General features: G+C 50.5%; 17 protein-coding genes. All 17 read right to left on the reverse strand.

Annotated elements, in window-relative coordinates:
• Position 1: 1 nt before the first annotated feature.
• Complete coding sequence (bamB, locus tag IMCC21906_RS12830; protein ID WP_047012494.1) at positions 2-1,153, reverse strand: outer membrane protein assembly factor BamB; 1,152 nt, start codon at positions 1,151-1,153, stop codon at positions 2-4.
• Positions 1,150-1,821, reverse strand: coding sequence for a tetratricopeptide repeat protein (locus tag IMCC21906_RS12835; RefSeq protein ID WP_047012495.1), 672 nt, complete (start codon positions 1,819-1,821; stop codon positions 1,150-1,152). The genes bamB and IMCC21906_RS12835 overlap by 4 nt, the downstream gene beginning before the upstream one ends.
• Positions 1,822-1,859: 38 nt before the next feature.
• A complete protein-coding gene (hisS, locus tag IMCC21906_RS12840) occupies positions 1,860-3,131 on the reverse strand; it encodes a histidine--tRNA ligase (protein WP_047012496.1) in 1,272 nt (423 codons plus the stop codon).
• Between the two features lie 32 nt (positions 3,132-3,163).
• Positions 3,164-4,276, reverse strand: a complete 1,113-nt coding sequence (gene ispG / locus IMCC21906_RS12845) for a flavodoxin-dependent (E)-4-hydroxy-3-methylbut-2-enyl-diphosphate synthase (RefSeq protein ID WP_047012497.1) — start codon at positions 4,274-4,276, stop codon at positions 3,164-3,166.
• Positions 4,273-5,058, reverse strand: a complete 786-nt coding sequence (locus tag IMCC21906_RS12850; RefSeq protein WP_047012498.1) for a RodZ domain-containing protein — start codon at positions 5,056-5,058, stop codon at positions 4,273-4,275. Before IMCC21906_RS12850 ends, ispG begins: the two co-directional genes overlap by 4 nt.
• A gap of 8 nt (positions 5,059-5,066) precedes the next feature.
• Positions 5,067-5,873 carry a type IV pilus biogenesis/stability protein PilW gene (gene pilW / locus IMCC21906_RS12855; RefSeq protein WP_047012499.1) on the reverse strand — a complete coding sequence of 269 codons (807 nt, stop codon included), beginning with the start codon at positions 5,871-5,873 and terminating at the stop codon, positions 5,067-5,069.
• An 11-nt stretch (positions 5,874-5,884) separates the two neighbouring features.
• Positions 5,885-7,039, reverse strand: a complete 1,155-nt coding sequence (gene rlmN / locus IMCC21906_RS12860; RefSeq protein ID WP_369795783.1) for a 23S rRNA (adenine(2503)-C(2))-methyltransferase RlmN — start codon at positions 7,037-7,039, stop codon at positions 5,885-5,887.
• 24 nt (positions 7,040-7,063) lie between these two features.
• Positions 7,064-7,492: a nucleoside-diphosphate kinase gene (gene ndk, locus IMCC21906_RS12865; RefSeq protein WP_047012500.1), complete on the reverse strand. Its 429-nt coding sequence runs from the start codon at positions 7,490-7,492 to the stop codon at positions 7,064-7,066.
• A 129-nt stretch (positions 7,493-7,621) separates the two neighbouring features.
• Positions 7,622-8,785, reverse strand: coding sequence for an IscS subfamily cysteine desulfurase (locus tag IMCC21906_RS12870; RefSeq protein ID WP_047012501.1), 1,164 nt, complete (start codon positions 8,783-8,785; stop codon positions 7,622-7,624).
• Complete coding sequence (gene iscR / locus IMCC21906_RS12875; protein WP_047012502.1) at positions 8,786-9,256, reverse strand: Fe-S cluster assembly transcriptional regulator IscR; 471 nt, start codon at positions 9,254-9,256, stop codon at positions 8,786-8,788.
• Between the two features lie 76 nt (positions 9,257-9,332).
• Positions 9,333-10,103 (reverse strand): tRNA (cytosine(32)/uridine(32)-2'-O)-methyltransferase TrmJ, encoded by a 771-nt coding sequence (trmJ, locus tag IMCC21906_RS12880; protein ID WP_047012503.1) that lies wholly within the window; start codon positions 10,101-10,103, stop codon positions 9,333-9,335.
• A 4-nt stretch (positions 10,104-10,107) separates the two neighbouring features.
• The gene (locus IMCC21906_RS12885; protein WP_047012504.1) at positions 10,108-10,542 is read right to left on the reverse strand and encodes a SufE family protein; all 435 of its coding nucleotides are present in this window, start codon (positions 10,540-10,542) and stop codon (positions 10,108-10,110) included.
• Between the two features lie 33 nt (positions 10,543-10,575).
• The gene (sufT, locus tag IMCC21906_RS12890) at positions 10,576-11,109 is read right to left on the reverse strand and encodes a putative Fe-S cluster assembly protein SufT (protein ID WP_231580268.1); all 534 of its coding nucleotides are present in this window, start codon (positions 11,107-11,109) and stop codon (positions 10,576-10,578) included.
• A gap of 16 nt (positions 11,110-11,125) precedes the next feature.
• Positions 11,126-11,479, reverse strand: a complete 354-nt coding sequence (locus tag IMCC21906_RS12895; protein ID WP_047012505.1) for an iron-sulfur cluster assembly accessory protein — start codon at positions 11,477-11,479, stop codon at positions 11,126-11,128.
• Between the two features lie 98 nt (positions 11,480-11,577).
• Complete coding sequence (locus IMCC21906_RS12900; RefSeq protein ID WP_047012506.1) at positions 11,578-12,825, reverse strand: aminotransferase class V-fold PLP-dependent enzyme; 1,248 nt, start codon at positions 12,823-12,825, stop codon at positions 11,578-11,580.
• Positions 12,822-14,129: a Fe-S cluster assembly protein SufD gene (sufD, locus tag IMCC21906_RS12905; RefSeq protein ID WP_047012507.1), complete on the reverse strand. Its 1,308-nt coding sequence runs from the start codon at positions 14,127-14,129 to the stop codon at positions 12,822-12,824. The genes IMCC21906_RS12900 and sufD overlap by 4 nt, the downstream gene beginning before the upstream one ends.
• Entirely contained in the window at positions 14,129-14,878 is a 750-nt protein-coding gene (gene sufC / locus IMCC21906_RS12910; RefSeq protein WP_197085899.1) for a Fe-S cluster assembly ATPase SufC, read from the reverse strand. The genes sufD and sufC overlap by 1 nt, the downstream gene beginning before the upstream one ends.
• Positions 14,879-14,902 lie beyond the last annotated feature (24 nt).

Raw genomic sequence — 14,902 nt, forward strand, 5'->3', positions numbered from 1 at the left:
ATCAGCGATCTTGCAGTTTTAAGGCAACAAGCTCGCCGCTGTTTCCGTAAACATAAAGCAATTTGTCATCGACCAGCATGGGCGCCCGAAGACCGTCGCTATCAACTCTGGTACGCGCCACAAGTCGGCCATCAAGCTGAGACAAAAAGTGTAAATAGCCATCAAAATCACCCACGGCTACCGTGCCTTTAAACGCCGCAGGTTCGGTCAATTCTCGACGAGCGAGTACGGTTTGACTCCAACGTACGCCTTGGCCGTCATCTTCAAACGCCGTCACACTACCATCGGCCAATGCGACAAAAACGTAGCCTAGCGCAGTGCTGGGGCCAACATAGCTAGACGCTTCTTTGGACCACAGTGGACGTCCATTGGCGATATTCACTGCCATGACATTGCCTTGGTAACCCGTGGCAATCACAGAACGTCTATCACTTGAAATCAACAGACGACCATCCACATCAGCTAACCGCTCAATTTCGGTGGAGCCTTGGGGGGCAGAAATCCGTTGTTCCCAAAGCAAGGCGCCTGTATCGACATTAAACGCGGCCAAACGACCGCTGGCCAAGCCGACCATGGCGGTATCACGAATAATGACCGGAGAGCTGGTGCCTCGCAACGTCAACCGAGGCGGCTGAGTATTATAGACCCAAAGCTGCTCACCATTTTCAATGTTCAACCCCATGATATCGCCAGCATAAGTCTGCACGACCACCACGCGGCCGTCTGAAGCAGGGGCACCTAACACTTCACTGTTAACAGCTTTGCGCCATACAATATCGCCAGTGATCCGGTCCAGAGCAACCACTTCACCATCTGCCGTGCCGACAAAGATCATGGCTGAGGCAACCCCGACACCACCTGAAATGCGCAGGTCGTAGGATTCTTTCCAAACCCGCTTGCCGCTGGTTTTATTCAATACCGCGACTTTTCCGTCGGTAGACGCAATAATAATTTCTTCACCATCAATCGCCGGCGTGATGCGGTAGTAGGCATTACCCTGACCGTCACCGATGGAATAAGACCACGCTTCCTTCACGCGTTTTTCTGCATCAAAACTGGTCAGTTCAGCAGGCTCTTTATCTGTAGGTGTTGAGCTACAGGCTGCCAACAGCGCCACTGCCAACAGTGCAGAAGCTAAGCGCATCAACTTCATGATTGGGCTCCCTGTATTGTCGTGGACAGATCGTTAATTTTCATCTCTAACATAGGGTGCTGACTTGGATTCTGCTGAGCTGCAAGGGTTTTTCTAGCTTGTCGATATGCTGCCAGAGCCGCATCGGAATCGCCCTGCTTCAGTAAAATGTCACCTTTCAGCTCCAGGGCATCTGGTCCAAAACCGGTACTTTCCAAACCTTTAATTAAGTCTAGAGCCTGGTCATATTCGGTCTGGGCAAAATACACTTGCGCCAAACGCATTTCGGCTTGGGACTTCACCGCGGCCTCTGGACCTTGGTCTATCACCCATTTTAATTCTTCAGCAGCGGCAGCATTATCGCCCTTTAAAACAGCGTATTTTGCCTTGTACAGTGCCGCAAACTGGCCATAACTCAAGGAGCCGTAAGCAGACTTAATCGTTTCTGCCAGGGTTTCTGCCGTAACCGTCACTTGACCATTTTTTTGTACTGCGGCATCGGCAGCCAAAAGCTGATCAAACATAGCCGACGCGTCCCCCGCTTGACTCTGTTGATGATCTTGCCAACCTCGCCAGCCAAACACCGCGGCCAAGGTTACAACAATAATTAACACCGTCGACTTACCGTTTTCCTGCCACCAGGTTTTCAGCGCGTCAATTTGTTCTTCTTCTGTACGATAGCTTTCCACAAAACATCCTCTACAGCGCAACAGGCGCCGCTTATTCGTTAATCATTTTTTAACAGATTGACCACATCACTTAGTGCAACCATCTGCTGTTGCGCTTGGGCATCCCGCAGCGGTTTGACCGCCACTTCGCCTTTGGCGATTTCATCTTCACCGATCACAATCGCCAAGCGGGCACCGCTTTTATCGGCCTTTTTGAACTGGCTTTTAAAGCTGCCGCCGCCGCAATGGCTCTGCACCCGCAAGTGCGGCACCGCTTCACGAATGTCCTCAGCCAGTTTCAGTCCAGCTAGTTCAGCCGCCTCGCCCATTGCGACAATATAAATGTCTGCCTGGCCAATTGCTGCCGGTAAGGCATTTAAGGTATCAAGCAGCAGTACCAAACGCTCAATACCCATCGCAAAACCGACTGCTGGCGTAGCTTTGCCACCCAGTTGTTCCACTAAGCCGTCATAACGGCCACCAGCACACACCGTACCCTGGGCACCCAGTTTTTCGGTGGTCCATTCAAACACTGTCAGCCCATAATAATCCAGTCCACGGACTAAGCGGGTGTTGATTTTATAGCTGATACCCACCGTATCTAAACGCGCGCAAAGACCGTCAAAATGTTGCCGAGAGACCTCGTCAAGGTAGTCACTTAGTACCGGTGCCTGCACCAGGAGTTCCTGAGTACGGGGGTTTTTACTGTCCAGAATTCGCAACGGGTTAGTGTCTAAGCGACGCAGGCTGTCTTCATCCAGCTCGTCTTTAAAGCCAGACAGATACTCAAGCAATGCCGCCTTGTAACGGCGCCGGGATTCACTACTGCCAATACTGTTTAACTCAAGGGTCAATGCATCCGCGATACCCAATTCTTTCCAGAGTCGCGCGGTTAAGGCAATCAGTTCCGCATCAATGTCCGGCCCGGTCATACCAAAGGTTTCAACGCCTATCTGGTGAAACTGACGCAGGCGCCCCTTTTGCGGACGCTCATGTCTAAACATCGGCCCGGCATACCACAGCCGTTGTTGTTGATTGTGGAGCAAGCCGTTTTGCTCACAGGCCCGCACGCAACTGGCAGTACCTTCTGGACGCAGGGTCAGACTATCGCCATTGCGATCGTCAAAGGTGTACATCTCTTTTTCAACAATATCGGTGACTTCACCAATAGAGCGTTTAAAAAGCTCGGTCTGCTCCAAAATAGGAAAGCGGATTTCCTGATAGCCATATCGGCCGAGAAGCCGGCGAACGACGTCCTCAAGATATTGCCACTGCTTGCTGTCTTCGGGCAGGATGTCGTTCATACCCCGCACTGACTGAATTCGCGCCACTACTGCTTTCTTCCTGTTCAAGCCACCCAGAATTAATTCCGGGCGATAAGATCTTTATCCTGCTCTTCTTTAAGAGCAATCTTTTCTCTGATGAGTGCTTCCAAATGGTCCAGCAGCTCGGGATTTTTTACTTTGTGGTCAGGCTTCCCGCCCACGTATATCAAATTATTGGGCGTACCGCCGGTTAAACCGATATCCGCCACTTTGGCCTCACCCGGACCATTAACGATACAGCCAATAACCGCCACATCGAGTGCTGTGGTGACATCTTCTAAACGGCTTTCCAGCTCGTTCATGGTGCCAATCACATCAAAGTTCTGCCTGGAGCAGCTGGGACAGGCGATAAAATTAATGCCCTTGCTGCGCAGCTTGAGACTCTTAAGAATCTCATATCCTACCTTTACTTCTTCTACAGGGTCGGCCGCCAACGAAATGCGGATGGTATCACCGATACCGTCCATCAACAGCATGCCTAGACCCACTGAAGATTTAACCGTGCCGCCCCGCAGCCCGCCCGCTTCGGTAATCCCCAAATGCAAAGGTTGCTCAATTTGCGTGGCGATTTGTCGATAAGCCGCAACGGCCATAAACACATCGGAGGCTTTAACACTGAGCTTAAAATCCTGGAAATCTAAGCGGTCCAAAATATCAACATGGCGCATGGCCGACTCCACAAGTGCTTCTGGTGTGGGTTCGCCATATTTTCGCTGCAGTTCTTTTTCTAATGACCCGCCGTTAACGCCAATACGCAATGGGATATTGTGATGTTTAGCTGCATCAATTACCGCTCGCACCTTGTCTTCACGACCGATATTGCCGGGGTTAATACGCAGGCAATCGACGCCATATTCAGCGACTTTTAACGCAATTTTATGATCGAAATGAATATCCGCGACCAGCGGTACAGAAACCTGCTTGCGGATTTCACGAAATGCTTCGGCGGCATCCATGCTAGGCACTGAAACGCGAACAATATCAGCACAGGCTTCTTCTAAGCGACGAATCTGGGCAACCGTTGCCTCAACATCACAAGTTTCTGTGTTGGTCATGCTCTGCACACTAATAGGCGCATCGCCACCAACGGCTACATTACCGATATGAATTTGTCGTGACTTACGACGCTTAATCGGCGACTCCATATTCATATTTCACCCACCTGCAGGCGCACTGCTTTGCTCTTGGCAATATCATCTAATTGAACCGACTTACCATTGTATTCCAGCACCACCGCTGGCCAGTACGCTACACTAAAAAAAATAGGTCCTTCTACTGCCAGGCTAAGTTGCTTGCCTTTAGGCTGCTGACCTGAAAGCACCACAGCACCGCGAGCATCTCGAATTTCCAGCCATACCGATTCTTTGACATGTAAGGAAATCGTTGCCGAATGGGTACTGATATCACCCTCCGAGTCAACTGGGATACTGGTTTCTAAATTCTCGCCTTTAAGCAAGCTTGCACCTAAAGGCGCGGTTTTTTTAAGTTCGGGCAGTCCCGCGTGGCGCTCAGGCAGCAGCTCCACCGATAGTGTCGTTTCTGGCTGAGCACCCAAAAGCCACACACTCAAACTCCACACAATCAGCGCCATAATCAGGGCGACAAAGACTCCACCGCGTGCAGGTGCCTTGGCCCCGGCCGTGCGCTGCCGTACTTGGTTGCTGCTTTCATCTTTGCGACGACAAATGCGGTCACAATCATTGAGCAACGGCACTTCATCAAGCCCCATATACCGGGCATAACTTTTTATGTAGCCCCGGGCAAACAACGGCGAATTAAATCGCGAGTAGTCATTTTCCTCCAAGGCCTCAACATAGGTCTTGAGCAAATTGAGTGCTTCGGCGACTTCTACAACCGACTTCCCTGCATTAAGACGTGCATCCTGCAAGACAGAACCGGGTGGACCCGGAATTGACTCTTTTATTTCAGGCATGTTTTTCCTCAACGGCTATTGCCGCTATCCTGTTCGATGTAGGCTTTATACAGTAAATACTCTTCCGATTTTGGGAACAGGTTCTTCAATGCCAGCGCATAACTAGCGCGGGCATTTTTATCATCAAATGTATCCGCTAAGCGAATACCCAACCAAAGTGCCGAGGCACTGGGCTTTGTTTCGATACTTTCGTAGGCTTGAAAATAACGCTGGGACTCAGCAAATTCGTCTAACTGAAAATAGATATTAGCCAGCGCCAGCACCACACCCGGATTAGTGCGGTCCATTAAAAAGGCTCGCCGGAATGTGGCCTCAGCCTCGGCATACTTGTCTAATTTTACGTAACAACGGCCCAAGTTCAAAAAAGCCTCGACCCTGCGTTCATACAAGAGATCTTGAGCAACAATCTCGAGTTGTGCGGCAGCTTCTTCGTAGCGCCCCAAATCGTAGAGAAACACTGCATAATTATTGCGGGTGCGCATTACGTTTGGCGCCGCCTGGATAGAGCGTTTGTAATACTCTTCGGCAGTCTCTAGCTCACCGGTGTTTTGAAAAACCACCGCTAAGGTCTCCAAGGTTTCGGGATTGTTTTTATTCACCGACTCAACGTATTGCAAATGCCGCTTGGCCTGATCCCAATTCCCCAAGGAGATGTAATTTCGAGCCAATTGCAAAGAAGTTTCCAAGGCTTTGCTTTGGTCGGCCTTCTCTCCCACTCCGCCAGATTTAGTGGTAACACAGGCGGTTAAAAGCAAGACGGCGCTAATCAATAGCGCCGTAACAATATGCCGAGGCATGATATTGACCTTGCTCATCAGGTATATCCTCAAACCAACCGCACAGGCTGGGCAATGGTTTCGGCTCGGCGGCGATGCCGTTCACTGCGCCGGGTCCGATCTTGAAATTCACCCGCTAGCTGCCCACAGGCAGCGTCGATGTCATCACCCCGGGGCGTGCGCACCGTGGTAACGTATCCCGCTTCAGTCAGCACCTGCCAAAAACGATTAATCGCATTGTTGCTGGGACGCTTATAATCCGACAATGAAAAAGGATTAAACGGAATCAAATTAATTTTACAGGGCAGATTTTTTAACACGACCGCCAATTCACGCGCATTGTCTTGGCTATCATTTACCCCGGCAATCAAGGTGTACTCAATGGTAATCACTCGATGAGTATCAGCCTGCTTATCTAAATACCGCTGGCAGGCAGCCAACAATTCGGCAATAGGATAGCGACGATTAATGGGGACTAATTGGTTGCGCAGCGCATCGTTGGGAGCATGCAAAGACACCGCAAGGGAAACCTGCGAAACATCACCCAACTTATCCAACATGGGTACCACGCCTGACGTACTCAGCGTAACCCGGCGCTTTGACAAGCCATAACCGAAGTCATCCATCATCAAGGCAGTGGCATCAACAACATTGTCAAAATTCAGCAGTGGCTCGCCCATGCCCATCATCACGACATTGGTGACGATTCGGCCACTACCCTGCTTAAACGCATCAAAGGATTTTATGGCAAGCCACACTTGGCCAATAATTTCGGCGGCCGTCAGGTCGCGCATAAAACCCTGTTTGCCCGTAGCGCAAAAACTACAATCCAGACTGCAGCCTACCTGGGACGAGACACAAAGCGTGCCGCGCTGGCCATCGGGAATAAAAACCGTTTCTACAAGATTGTTGCCGCCAACTTCAACAGCCCATTTACGGGTACCGTCTTTTGAGTCCAGCTGGCGGACAACATTGGGAGGGCGAATCTCGGCCATATCGCTCAGCTTAGCCCGAAGCGATTTACCAAGATTGGTCATTTCATCGAAGTCATCGATGCCCGCGTGGTAAATCCATTTAAGGATTTGCTGGGCGCGAAAGGGCTTCTCGCCAATGGAGCTGAGAAACGCCTCCAGTTTTGGTCGAGTCATGCCTAGCAGATTGGTCCGCTGGACAGCTACCTCTTCTATTATCGCGCCATTATCCACGACCTTACCTCCCGGAGTGAGCGCTTAACCGCGCTCGCAGATTTCGCTTGTCGCGAAGAAAAACGCAATTTCACGCTGAGCAGATGCTTCAGAGTCAGAGCCGTGAACGGCGTTGGCATCAATGGACTCAGCAAAGTCTGCGCGAATAGTACCGGCTTCAGCTTCTTTTGGGTTGGTTGCGCCCATCAGCTCACGGTTTTTTAACACCGCACCTTCGCCTTCCAAGACTTGAACCGTTACCGGGCCAGACGTCATGAAATCTACCAGCGCAGGGAAAAAAGGACGTCCTTTATGCTCAGCATAAAAACCTTCTGCCTGCTCGCGGCTCAGACGCAACATTTTAGCTGCAACAATGCTCAGACCCGCTTTTTCGAAGCGGCTATAAATCTCACCCACCACGTTTTTGGCGACAGCATCGGGTTTGACAATAGAAAGGGTGCGTTCAACGCCCATCGTAATATTCTCCAATAAAATCAATATGTTCTAAAAAGCCTGTTAAACAACAGACCCAAATTGCAAAAGCCGCTGATTATAAGCGCATCAGCGGCAAATGAATACGTTACAGCGCCCTTATTTCTGGCCTCAACCCGCCTCTCGCCGGGCCGCACGCAAGCGTTGCACCGCCGCGCAGACCTGCTCGGCGGCGCTGCTCAAATCTTCCGCGCGGGTATAGCGGCCAAAACTAAAGCGTAAGGAGCTCAAGGCCAAAGACTCACTCCGGCCAATAGCACGCAACACATAAGAAGGCTCAAGGCTTGCCGAGGCACAGGCCGAGCCGGTAGACACCGCCAAATCTTTAATCGCCATCAGCAATGTTTCGCCATCGACGCCATCAAAACTCAGATTGACAATTCCCGGCCAGCCCTTGTCTGCACCATTGAGGTAAACCCCATCTAGGGCCAAAACCGACGTCAGAAACCCATCCCGCAACACCGTTAACCGCTCAAGCTCATCCCTTAATGAATCCTGAGCTAAGGCGCAGGCCTCACCAAAACCGACAATTTGATGGGTTGCCAGGGTGCCAGAACGCATCCCCCGCTCGTGACCGCCGCCATGAATCTGCGCCGCCAGCTGACAGCGGCTTCGCCGCCGCACATACAAGGCACCAACCCCTTTTGGGCCATAGCACTTGTGGGCAGACAAGGACATTAAGTCGATGCCAAGAACGGCCATATCCAAGGGTAATTTCCCTAAGCTTTGGGCCGCATCAACATGGAAGAAAGCCTGATGTGACTGCAGCAGCTCAGCAATAGCCGCCAGATCGATGACGCTGCCCAACTCATTATTGACGTGCATCAAGCTGACCAAAATGGTGTCATCCCGCAAAGCCTCAGCGACGCGCTCAGCATGGATCACACCGATGCTATCAGGCGCAAGATATGTCACTTCAAAGCCTTTAGACTCTAAGTAAGCACAGCTATCCAGTACGGCTTTGTGCTCTATTTGCGAGGTAATAATATGCCGACCACGCTCGGAGTAGGCTTCTGCCACCCCTTTAATCGCGAGGTTATCCGCTTCAGTGGCACCCGAGGTCCAAACGATCTCGCGAGCATCCGCCCCAATCAGGTCGGCCACTTGCCGACGGGCGCTCTCAACAGCCGCCTCGGCCTTCCAGCCGGGTAAGTGGGAGCGAGACGCAGGGTTTGCAAAATTACCCTCTTGGGTCAAACACGCCACCATTTTCTCGGCCACGCGAGGATCAACCGGCGTAGTGGCCGCGTAATCTAAATAGATGGGTGACTGCATTTATTCCACCATGGTCATAACAATCTGATTGCGTTCACGGAGATTCTGCCGGGAGGCGATTTGTTGAATTTCACGGCGCTCAACAAGACTAGCCAAGCTGATCCCACTTAAAAAACTGTGGATTTGATCACTGAGATCAGTCCACAAATGATGGGTCAAGCACACCTCGCCCTCTTGGCAATTTGCTTCGCCAGAGCAATTGGTGGCGTCCACATTCTCGTCCACCGCGTCGATAATATCGGCAACATAGGTATCTTGAGTGGACATAACCAAGCAATAACCGCCACCGGGGCCGCGAATACTTTTTACCAGGCCCCGTCGCCGCAATTTGGCAAACAACTGTTCAAGATAAGACAGCGAGATATGTTGGCGATCAGAAATAGCCGACAAGCTTACCGGGCCTTGGTCACTGTGCAGCACCAGATCCAGCATGGCGGTTACGGCATAACGGCCTTTGGTGGTTAATCGCATAGTAGTAAGTACCTCGTTGCCGCTAGCAGACGGCCAGTCGATCGTATGACGGTGTGCAACCCTGTCATAAGCCTATTCAAGCCTCGGGTTCTTTCGTTGCTGCTGTTTTTGCTGCTTGTTCGCGGATCTGATATTGGGTAGACGTTAAAATGCCCCGTAAAATATTCACTTCCATCTCATCTGGACGCGCCCGAGTGTAAAGGCGCCGTAAACGGGTCATTAATTGTTTGGGAGCCTTGGGGTTCAAAAAACCCATTTCTAACAAAGTTTCTTCAAGGTGATCAAAATAACGCGCCAAGGCCTCCGGTGTTGCCGGAGGAAGATCCCACTCTGCCAGCGGGTCTGCACTTAAGTCACCGCTTAAATGAGCCATCCGCAATTCATAGCAAAGCACCTGTACGGCCATGCCTAAATTTAGCGAGCTGTATTCTTCATTGGCGGGAATATTCACGTGAAGATTACACTGCTGCAGTTCCTCGTTGGTTAAACCCCGGTCTTCGCGACCAAAGACCAACGCCACCTTGTGGCGACGGGTTTCAGCATAGGCTTGCTCAGCGCAGTGGCGAGGATCAAGCAATGGCCATGGAATAGTACGACCACGGGCGCTGGTCCCCACCACCAAGCCGCAATCGGCAATGGCTTCTTCCAGGGTGGCAAAAATCTGGGCAGCTTCCAAAATATCGTTGGCGCTAGCCGCTCGCCATGTGGCTTCGTCGTGGGGAAATTTACGCGGTTCAACCAAGGCCAAATCACTGATCCCCATGTTTTTCATGGCGCGCGCAACAGCGCCAATATTACCGGGATGAGAGGTATTAACCAGAACGATGCGAATACTGTCTAAAGACATCTGTTTACTCCGAGGCGATATCGCGAATACGCTGAACCATCGCTCGCAGACCATTGCCCCGAGTTGGACTCAGGTGGCGCATCAAGTCTAGCTGTTCAAAATATTGTTCAATATCAAAGGCCAAAATATCGGCTGCGTTTTTATTGTTGTAGGCACTGAGAATCACTCCCAGCAAACCTTTAACGATAAAAGCATCACTGTCTGCCTGAAACTGAAAATGCTCCCCCGCCTGCGCGTGTTCCAACCACACTTGGCTTTGGCAACCCCGAATTAAGCGATCTTCGGTTTTAAGCTCATCAGACATAGCAGGCAGCTCTTTACCCAAGTCGATAATGTACTTGTAGCGATCTTCCCAGCTATCAAAAAAGCTTAGCGTATCGACGATATCAGTGGGGCCAATACTGCGGCCAAAGGGGTTTTCACTCACAGAGGTATTCATAAATCTCGGTCTAAGCAGTTTAAAAAAGTGCGGTTAATAAAACATGCCGGTTTCAAGCTGGGCTTCTTCCGACATCATTTCTCGGCTCCAGGCCGGATCAAACACAAGCTCGACATCAACTCGATCAACATTGGGCACTTGGGCAACGCGGTATTCCACATCTCCTACCAATACCGGTCCCATGCCGCAAGCCGGTGCCGTCAGGGTCATCTCAATGTCGACCCGTTTGTTGTCTTGATGAATTTCAACCTTATAAATCAGCCCCAAATTCACCAAATCCACCGGAATCTCAGGATCAAATACTGTCCTCAGCGCATCCCACACTTGCGATTCCAAAATGTCATCGCCGCCGGGATCATCAAATTCTAATAACTGCGGCTCAAAACCCAGCGCCGCCGCATCGGTTCCATCTACCCGGACCATATTACCGTTAAAGGTCACGGTGTAATTGCCGCCCAATGCCTGAGTGATGGTGACAAAATTATCTTTCGGAATTGTGATCGGCGTGCCTACCGGAACAATACGGCCAGGACAATCGCTGACCGTAACCACCATTTTTTTTTCCATTTCTGCTCGCCCTGACTCAGTTCACGCTGAAGCTTTCGCCGCAGCCGCATTCATCCGACACATTCGGATTGATAAATTTGAGTGTGCGGTTAAGACCTTCACTGGTGTAGTCAATTTGAGTGCCGCGCATCATTGTCAGTGCATTGGCGGCCACCAACAACTTAACTCCGTTATCCAAGGTTAAGACGACATCACTGGCCTCACCCTGCTCAACAATATCGATAACGTATTTGTAGCCCGTACAACCACTCTCTTTTACTGACAAGCGTATAGACGCGTCTTCTGCTTTGCTTAGTTGTTTACGGAAATGCTCTTGGGCAGCCGCAGTAACAGTCAGTGCCTGCTCGGGTGTAAACGTTTCAACACTCATTTGCGTACTCCAATTTTCAACAAAACCTCGGGTTACATTGTGTGAATGTGAGAACCCGAACTTTCCAAAAATGCTTTATCCTCTTAGCTTAGAGGGCATTACAACAAAAAGGTTTTGGCCTTTTCCAAACCGGCGAACAAGCGATCAACATCGTCAACATTGTTGTACAAGGCAAACGACGCCCGCGCCGTACCGGGAATGCCAAACTGCTTCATAATCGGTTGAGCACAGTGGTCGCCGGTACGAACAGCAATACCCTGCTGGTCCAGCAACATACCGATATCTGCCGGATGAGCACCCTCCAATAAAAAGGAAAATGCCCCAGCAATGTTTTGCGCACGGCCTACTCGTTGCATCCCTTCAAAATTTGCAGCTTTGTCGTGGGCGTAATGCATTAACGCGGCCTCGTGGGCAGCTAATGCCGAACGATCTATCGATTGTAAAAAATCCACTGCCGCACCCAAGCCGATCACACCGCCGATGTTGGGGGTACCTGCTTCAAACTTAAAGGGCAGCTCATTAAACGTGGTGCCATCAAAGCTGACGGTTTTAATCATTTCACCGCCACCATGATATGGCGGCATTGTCTCCAGCAGAGACGCTTTACCGTAGAGCGCACCCGTTCCGGTGGGGCCATACATTTTGTGGCCGGAAAATGCATAAAAATCGCAATCCAATGCCTGCACGTCCACAGCAAAATGCGGTACACCCTGGGCGCCATCAATCAATATTTTGGCACCCGCCTGATGGGCTAAAGCAATTATCTCTGCGATGGGATTGACTGTACCCAGCGCATTAGAAACATGACCGACTGCTACAATTTTTACTCGCTCGTCCAGCAATTGTTGGTAAGCAGACATATCCAGCTCACCGTCACTGGAAACCGGAATCGGCACAACCTCAGCACCGCAGCTTTGCGCAACCAACTGCCAAGGTACAATATTAGAATGGTGCTCCATTGCCGACACCAACACCCGATCACCGGCTTTAAGCACGCTTTTGCCATAACTATTGGCAACCAAGTTAATAGCTTCGGTAGTGCCTCGAGTCCAGATGATTTCGGTAGTAGAAGCAGCATTTATCAGCCCCACCACTTTTTTCCGGGCCTCTTCAAAAGCCACTGTCGCTCTATCACTTAAAGCATGGGCGCCGCGATGCACATTTGAATTATCCCGCTGGTAAAAGTGGGATACCGCATCGATTACCGACTGGGGCTTATGGGTTGTAGCCGCGTTATCCAAATACACCAACGGCTGGCCATTGACCTTTTGCGCCAATGCGGGAAACGCAGCCCGCAACGCTTCGACATCAAAAGTTTGCGCGTTCGTCGCCGCTGACAAGGTCATGCCGCACTCCGCTGACGAGAAAATTTACGCACAAACAACTCAGACACCAATGGGGTCAAGTAATCCCGCACAGGCACATGGGGTAATTGCTCTAATAGCTCATTGATAAAACCAAAGCTCAACATCATTTCTGCTTGAGCTTTGTCCATACCCCTGCTCTGCAAATAATAGAGTGCCTTCTCTTCTAACTGAGCCACCGTAGCACCGTGGCTGCACTTAACATCGTCAGCATAAATCTCTAACTCGGGCTTGGTATCAACTTCGGCATTAAGGCTAGTCAGCAAGTTTTTGTTGCTTAAATCAGCCTGGGTTTTTTGGGCATCCGGATGAATATGGATACGACCATTAAAAACCGCCTTGCCATGATCACTAATAATGCCGCGAAACACCTCACTCGTTGTGCAATGTGGTGCAATATGCTCAATGCAGGTGTGGTAATCCACCACGTGTTTGTGGCTGGGCAAATAAATACCGTTCAGGCCACAATGCGCGCCTTCGCCGCGGTGGTTTACCACCACATCGGTACGCTGCAAGATGGCACCCAAACTGGCCATAAAGCTGTTTAATACGGCATCGCGCTCTAAATTAACATGCACACCACCAATATGAAGCGTGTTCTCTTCTTCAAGATGCAGGTGATAATGGGTGAGCTTTGAATTGGCATCTAGCTGCAATTCTGTCACCGCATTGCTAAAGCAGTTTTGGGCCTCATCAGTGCTGCTAAAATGCTCAACCACCGTCGCCTCGGCACCGGTTTCTACGTGCACCAGCAGCCGTTGATTAACCACAAAATTTTCCGCCTCTGTCGCGGTAATATGGTGAACATAAATAGGCGTTTTAACTTGCGTGTTTTTAGCGACCCGCAGGTAAACTCCTTCATTCAGCCAGCTGTCATTCAGCGCCGCAAATAAGTGCTTTTCACTGTCTGCAATATTGCCTAAATGCGTCTGAATTGCTTGCTGCTGAGCGTCGTTGGCTTCCGAAAATCGCACGCATTCCACGCCATCAGGCAATTTCTCACAGGATAAAGACGAAGAGAAAACGCCGTTTACAAACACGATACCGCAGGCTTCAAGCCCTTTAATGGCATCCACTTGTTCAGACAGCTCTGCCCCTTGGCTTTGGGGCCACCGCAAATAACTACCGTCTGCCAAGGATTGCAGGCTGGTGTATTTCCAACTTTCGGTCTTGCGGGTCGGGAAGTTTGTCACTTTCCAACGCTCGCGGCCGCGCTGATTAAACTCAGACAACCACGGCAAAGCGGTGGATTGTAATTCAGCGGCTTGTTGAGTAAACGCTGCCATTAGGCCACCTCTTTGGTAATCCAGCCGTAGCCTTTTTCTTCCAGCTCCAGCGCCAGAGAACTATCACCAGATTTAATAATGCGGCCACCCGATAAAACATGAACAAAATCGGGCTTGATATAACTGAGCAGCCGCTGGTAATGCGTTACCATAATGAAAGAGCGATCTGCAGCACGCATAGCATTAACACCATCGGCTACAACTTGCAGGGCGTCGATATCCAAGCCAGAGTCAGTCTCATCAAGAATGCAGAGCTTGGGCTCAAGCAACATCATTTGCATTAACTCGTTGCGCTTCTTCTCGCCACCAGAAAAGCCTTCGTTAACACCGCGCTTAAGAAACTGGTCGTCCAGGTTAACGGCTTTGCATTTTTCTCGAGCCAACTTCATAAACTGGATTGCGTCCATTGCCTCTTGTCCACGATGCTCACGCACCGAGTCCACCGCCGTTTTCAAAAACTCCATATTGCTCACGCCAGGAATTTCCAGCGGATACTGAAAGGCGAGAAACAAGCCTTCACGGGCCCGAATTTCAGTGTCCATTTCCAGCAAATCTTTGCCGTCAAAAGTGACGCTACCGCTGGTAGCCTGGTAGTTTTCCCGGCCAGCTAGCACATGACCCAAAGTACTCTTACCAGAACCATTCGGTCCCATAATGGCGTGAATTTCCCCTGGCTTAACATCCAGACTGAGGCCCTTCAGAATTTCTTTCTCGCCCACGTTTGCACGCAGATCTTTAATAGACAACATGAAACTTCTCTCCGAAATGAGGTA

The organism is Spongiibacter sp. IMCC21906 (assembly GCF_001010805.1).
GTDB lineage: Bacteria > Pseudomonadota > Gammaproteobacteria > Pseudomonadales > Spongiibacteraceae > Spongiibacter.

Excerpts from the sequence above, each read along its gene's own strand:
- bamB (WP_047012494.1), bottom strand. The coding sequence starts at position 1,153 with ATGAAGTTGATGCGCTTAGCTTCTGCACTGTTGGCAGTGGCGCTGTTG.
- ispG (WP_047012497.1), bottom strand. The coding sequence starts at position 4,276 with ATGAATATGGAGTCGCCGATTAAGCGTCGTAAGTCACGACAAATTCAT.
- IMCC21906_RS12850 (WP_047012498.1), bottom strand. The coding sequence starts at position 5,058 with ATGCCTGAAATAAAAGAGTCAATTCCGGGTCCACCCGGTTCTGTCTTG.
- pilW (WP_047012499.1), bottom strand. The coding sequence starts at position 5,873 with ATGAGCAAGGTCAATATCATGCCTCGGCATATTGTTACGGCGCTATTG.
- ndk (WP_047012500.1), bottom strand. The coding sequence starts at position 7,492 with ATGGGCGTTGAACGCACCCTTTCTATTGTCAAACCCGATGCTGTCGCC.
- IMCC21906_RS12870 (WP_047012501.1), bottom strand. The coding sequence starts at position 8,785 with ATGCAGTCACCCATCTATTTAGATTACGCGGCCACTACGCCGGTTGAT.
- iscR (WP_047012502.1), bottom strand. The coding sequence starts at position 9,256 with ATGCGATTAACCACCAAAGGCCGTTATGCCGTAACCGCCATGCTGGAT.
- trmJ (WP_047012503.1), bottom strand. The coding sequence starts at position 10,103 with ATGTCTTTAGACAGTATTCGCATCGTTCTGGTTAATACCTCTCATCCC.
- IMCC21906_RS12885 (WP_047012504.1), bottom strand. The coding sequence starts at position 10,542 with ATGAATACCTCTGTGAGTGAAAACCCCTTTGGCCGCAGTATTGGCCCC.
- sufT (WP_231580268.1), bottom strand. The coding sequence starts at position 11,109 with ATGGAAAAAAAAATGGTGGTTACGGTCAGCGATTGTCCTGGCCGTATT.
- IMCC21906_RS12895 (WP_047012505.1), bottom strand. The coding sequence starts at position 11,479 with ATGAGTGTTGAAACGTTTACACCCGAGCAGGCACTGACTGTTACTGCG.
- IMCC21906_RS12900 (WP_047012506.1), bottom strand. The coding sequence starts at position 12,825 with ATGACCTTGTCAGCGGCGACGAACGCGCAAACTTTTGATGTCGAAGCG.
- sufD (WP_047012507.1), bottom strand. The coding sequence starts at position 14,129 with ATGGCAGCGTTTACTCAACAAGCCGCTGAATTACAATCCACCGCTTTG.
- sufC (WP_197085899.1), bottom strand. The coding sequence starts at position 14,878 with ATGTTGTCTATTAAAGATCTGCGTGCAAACGTGGGCGAGAAAGAAATT.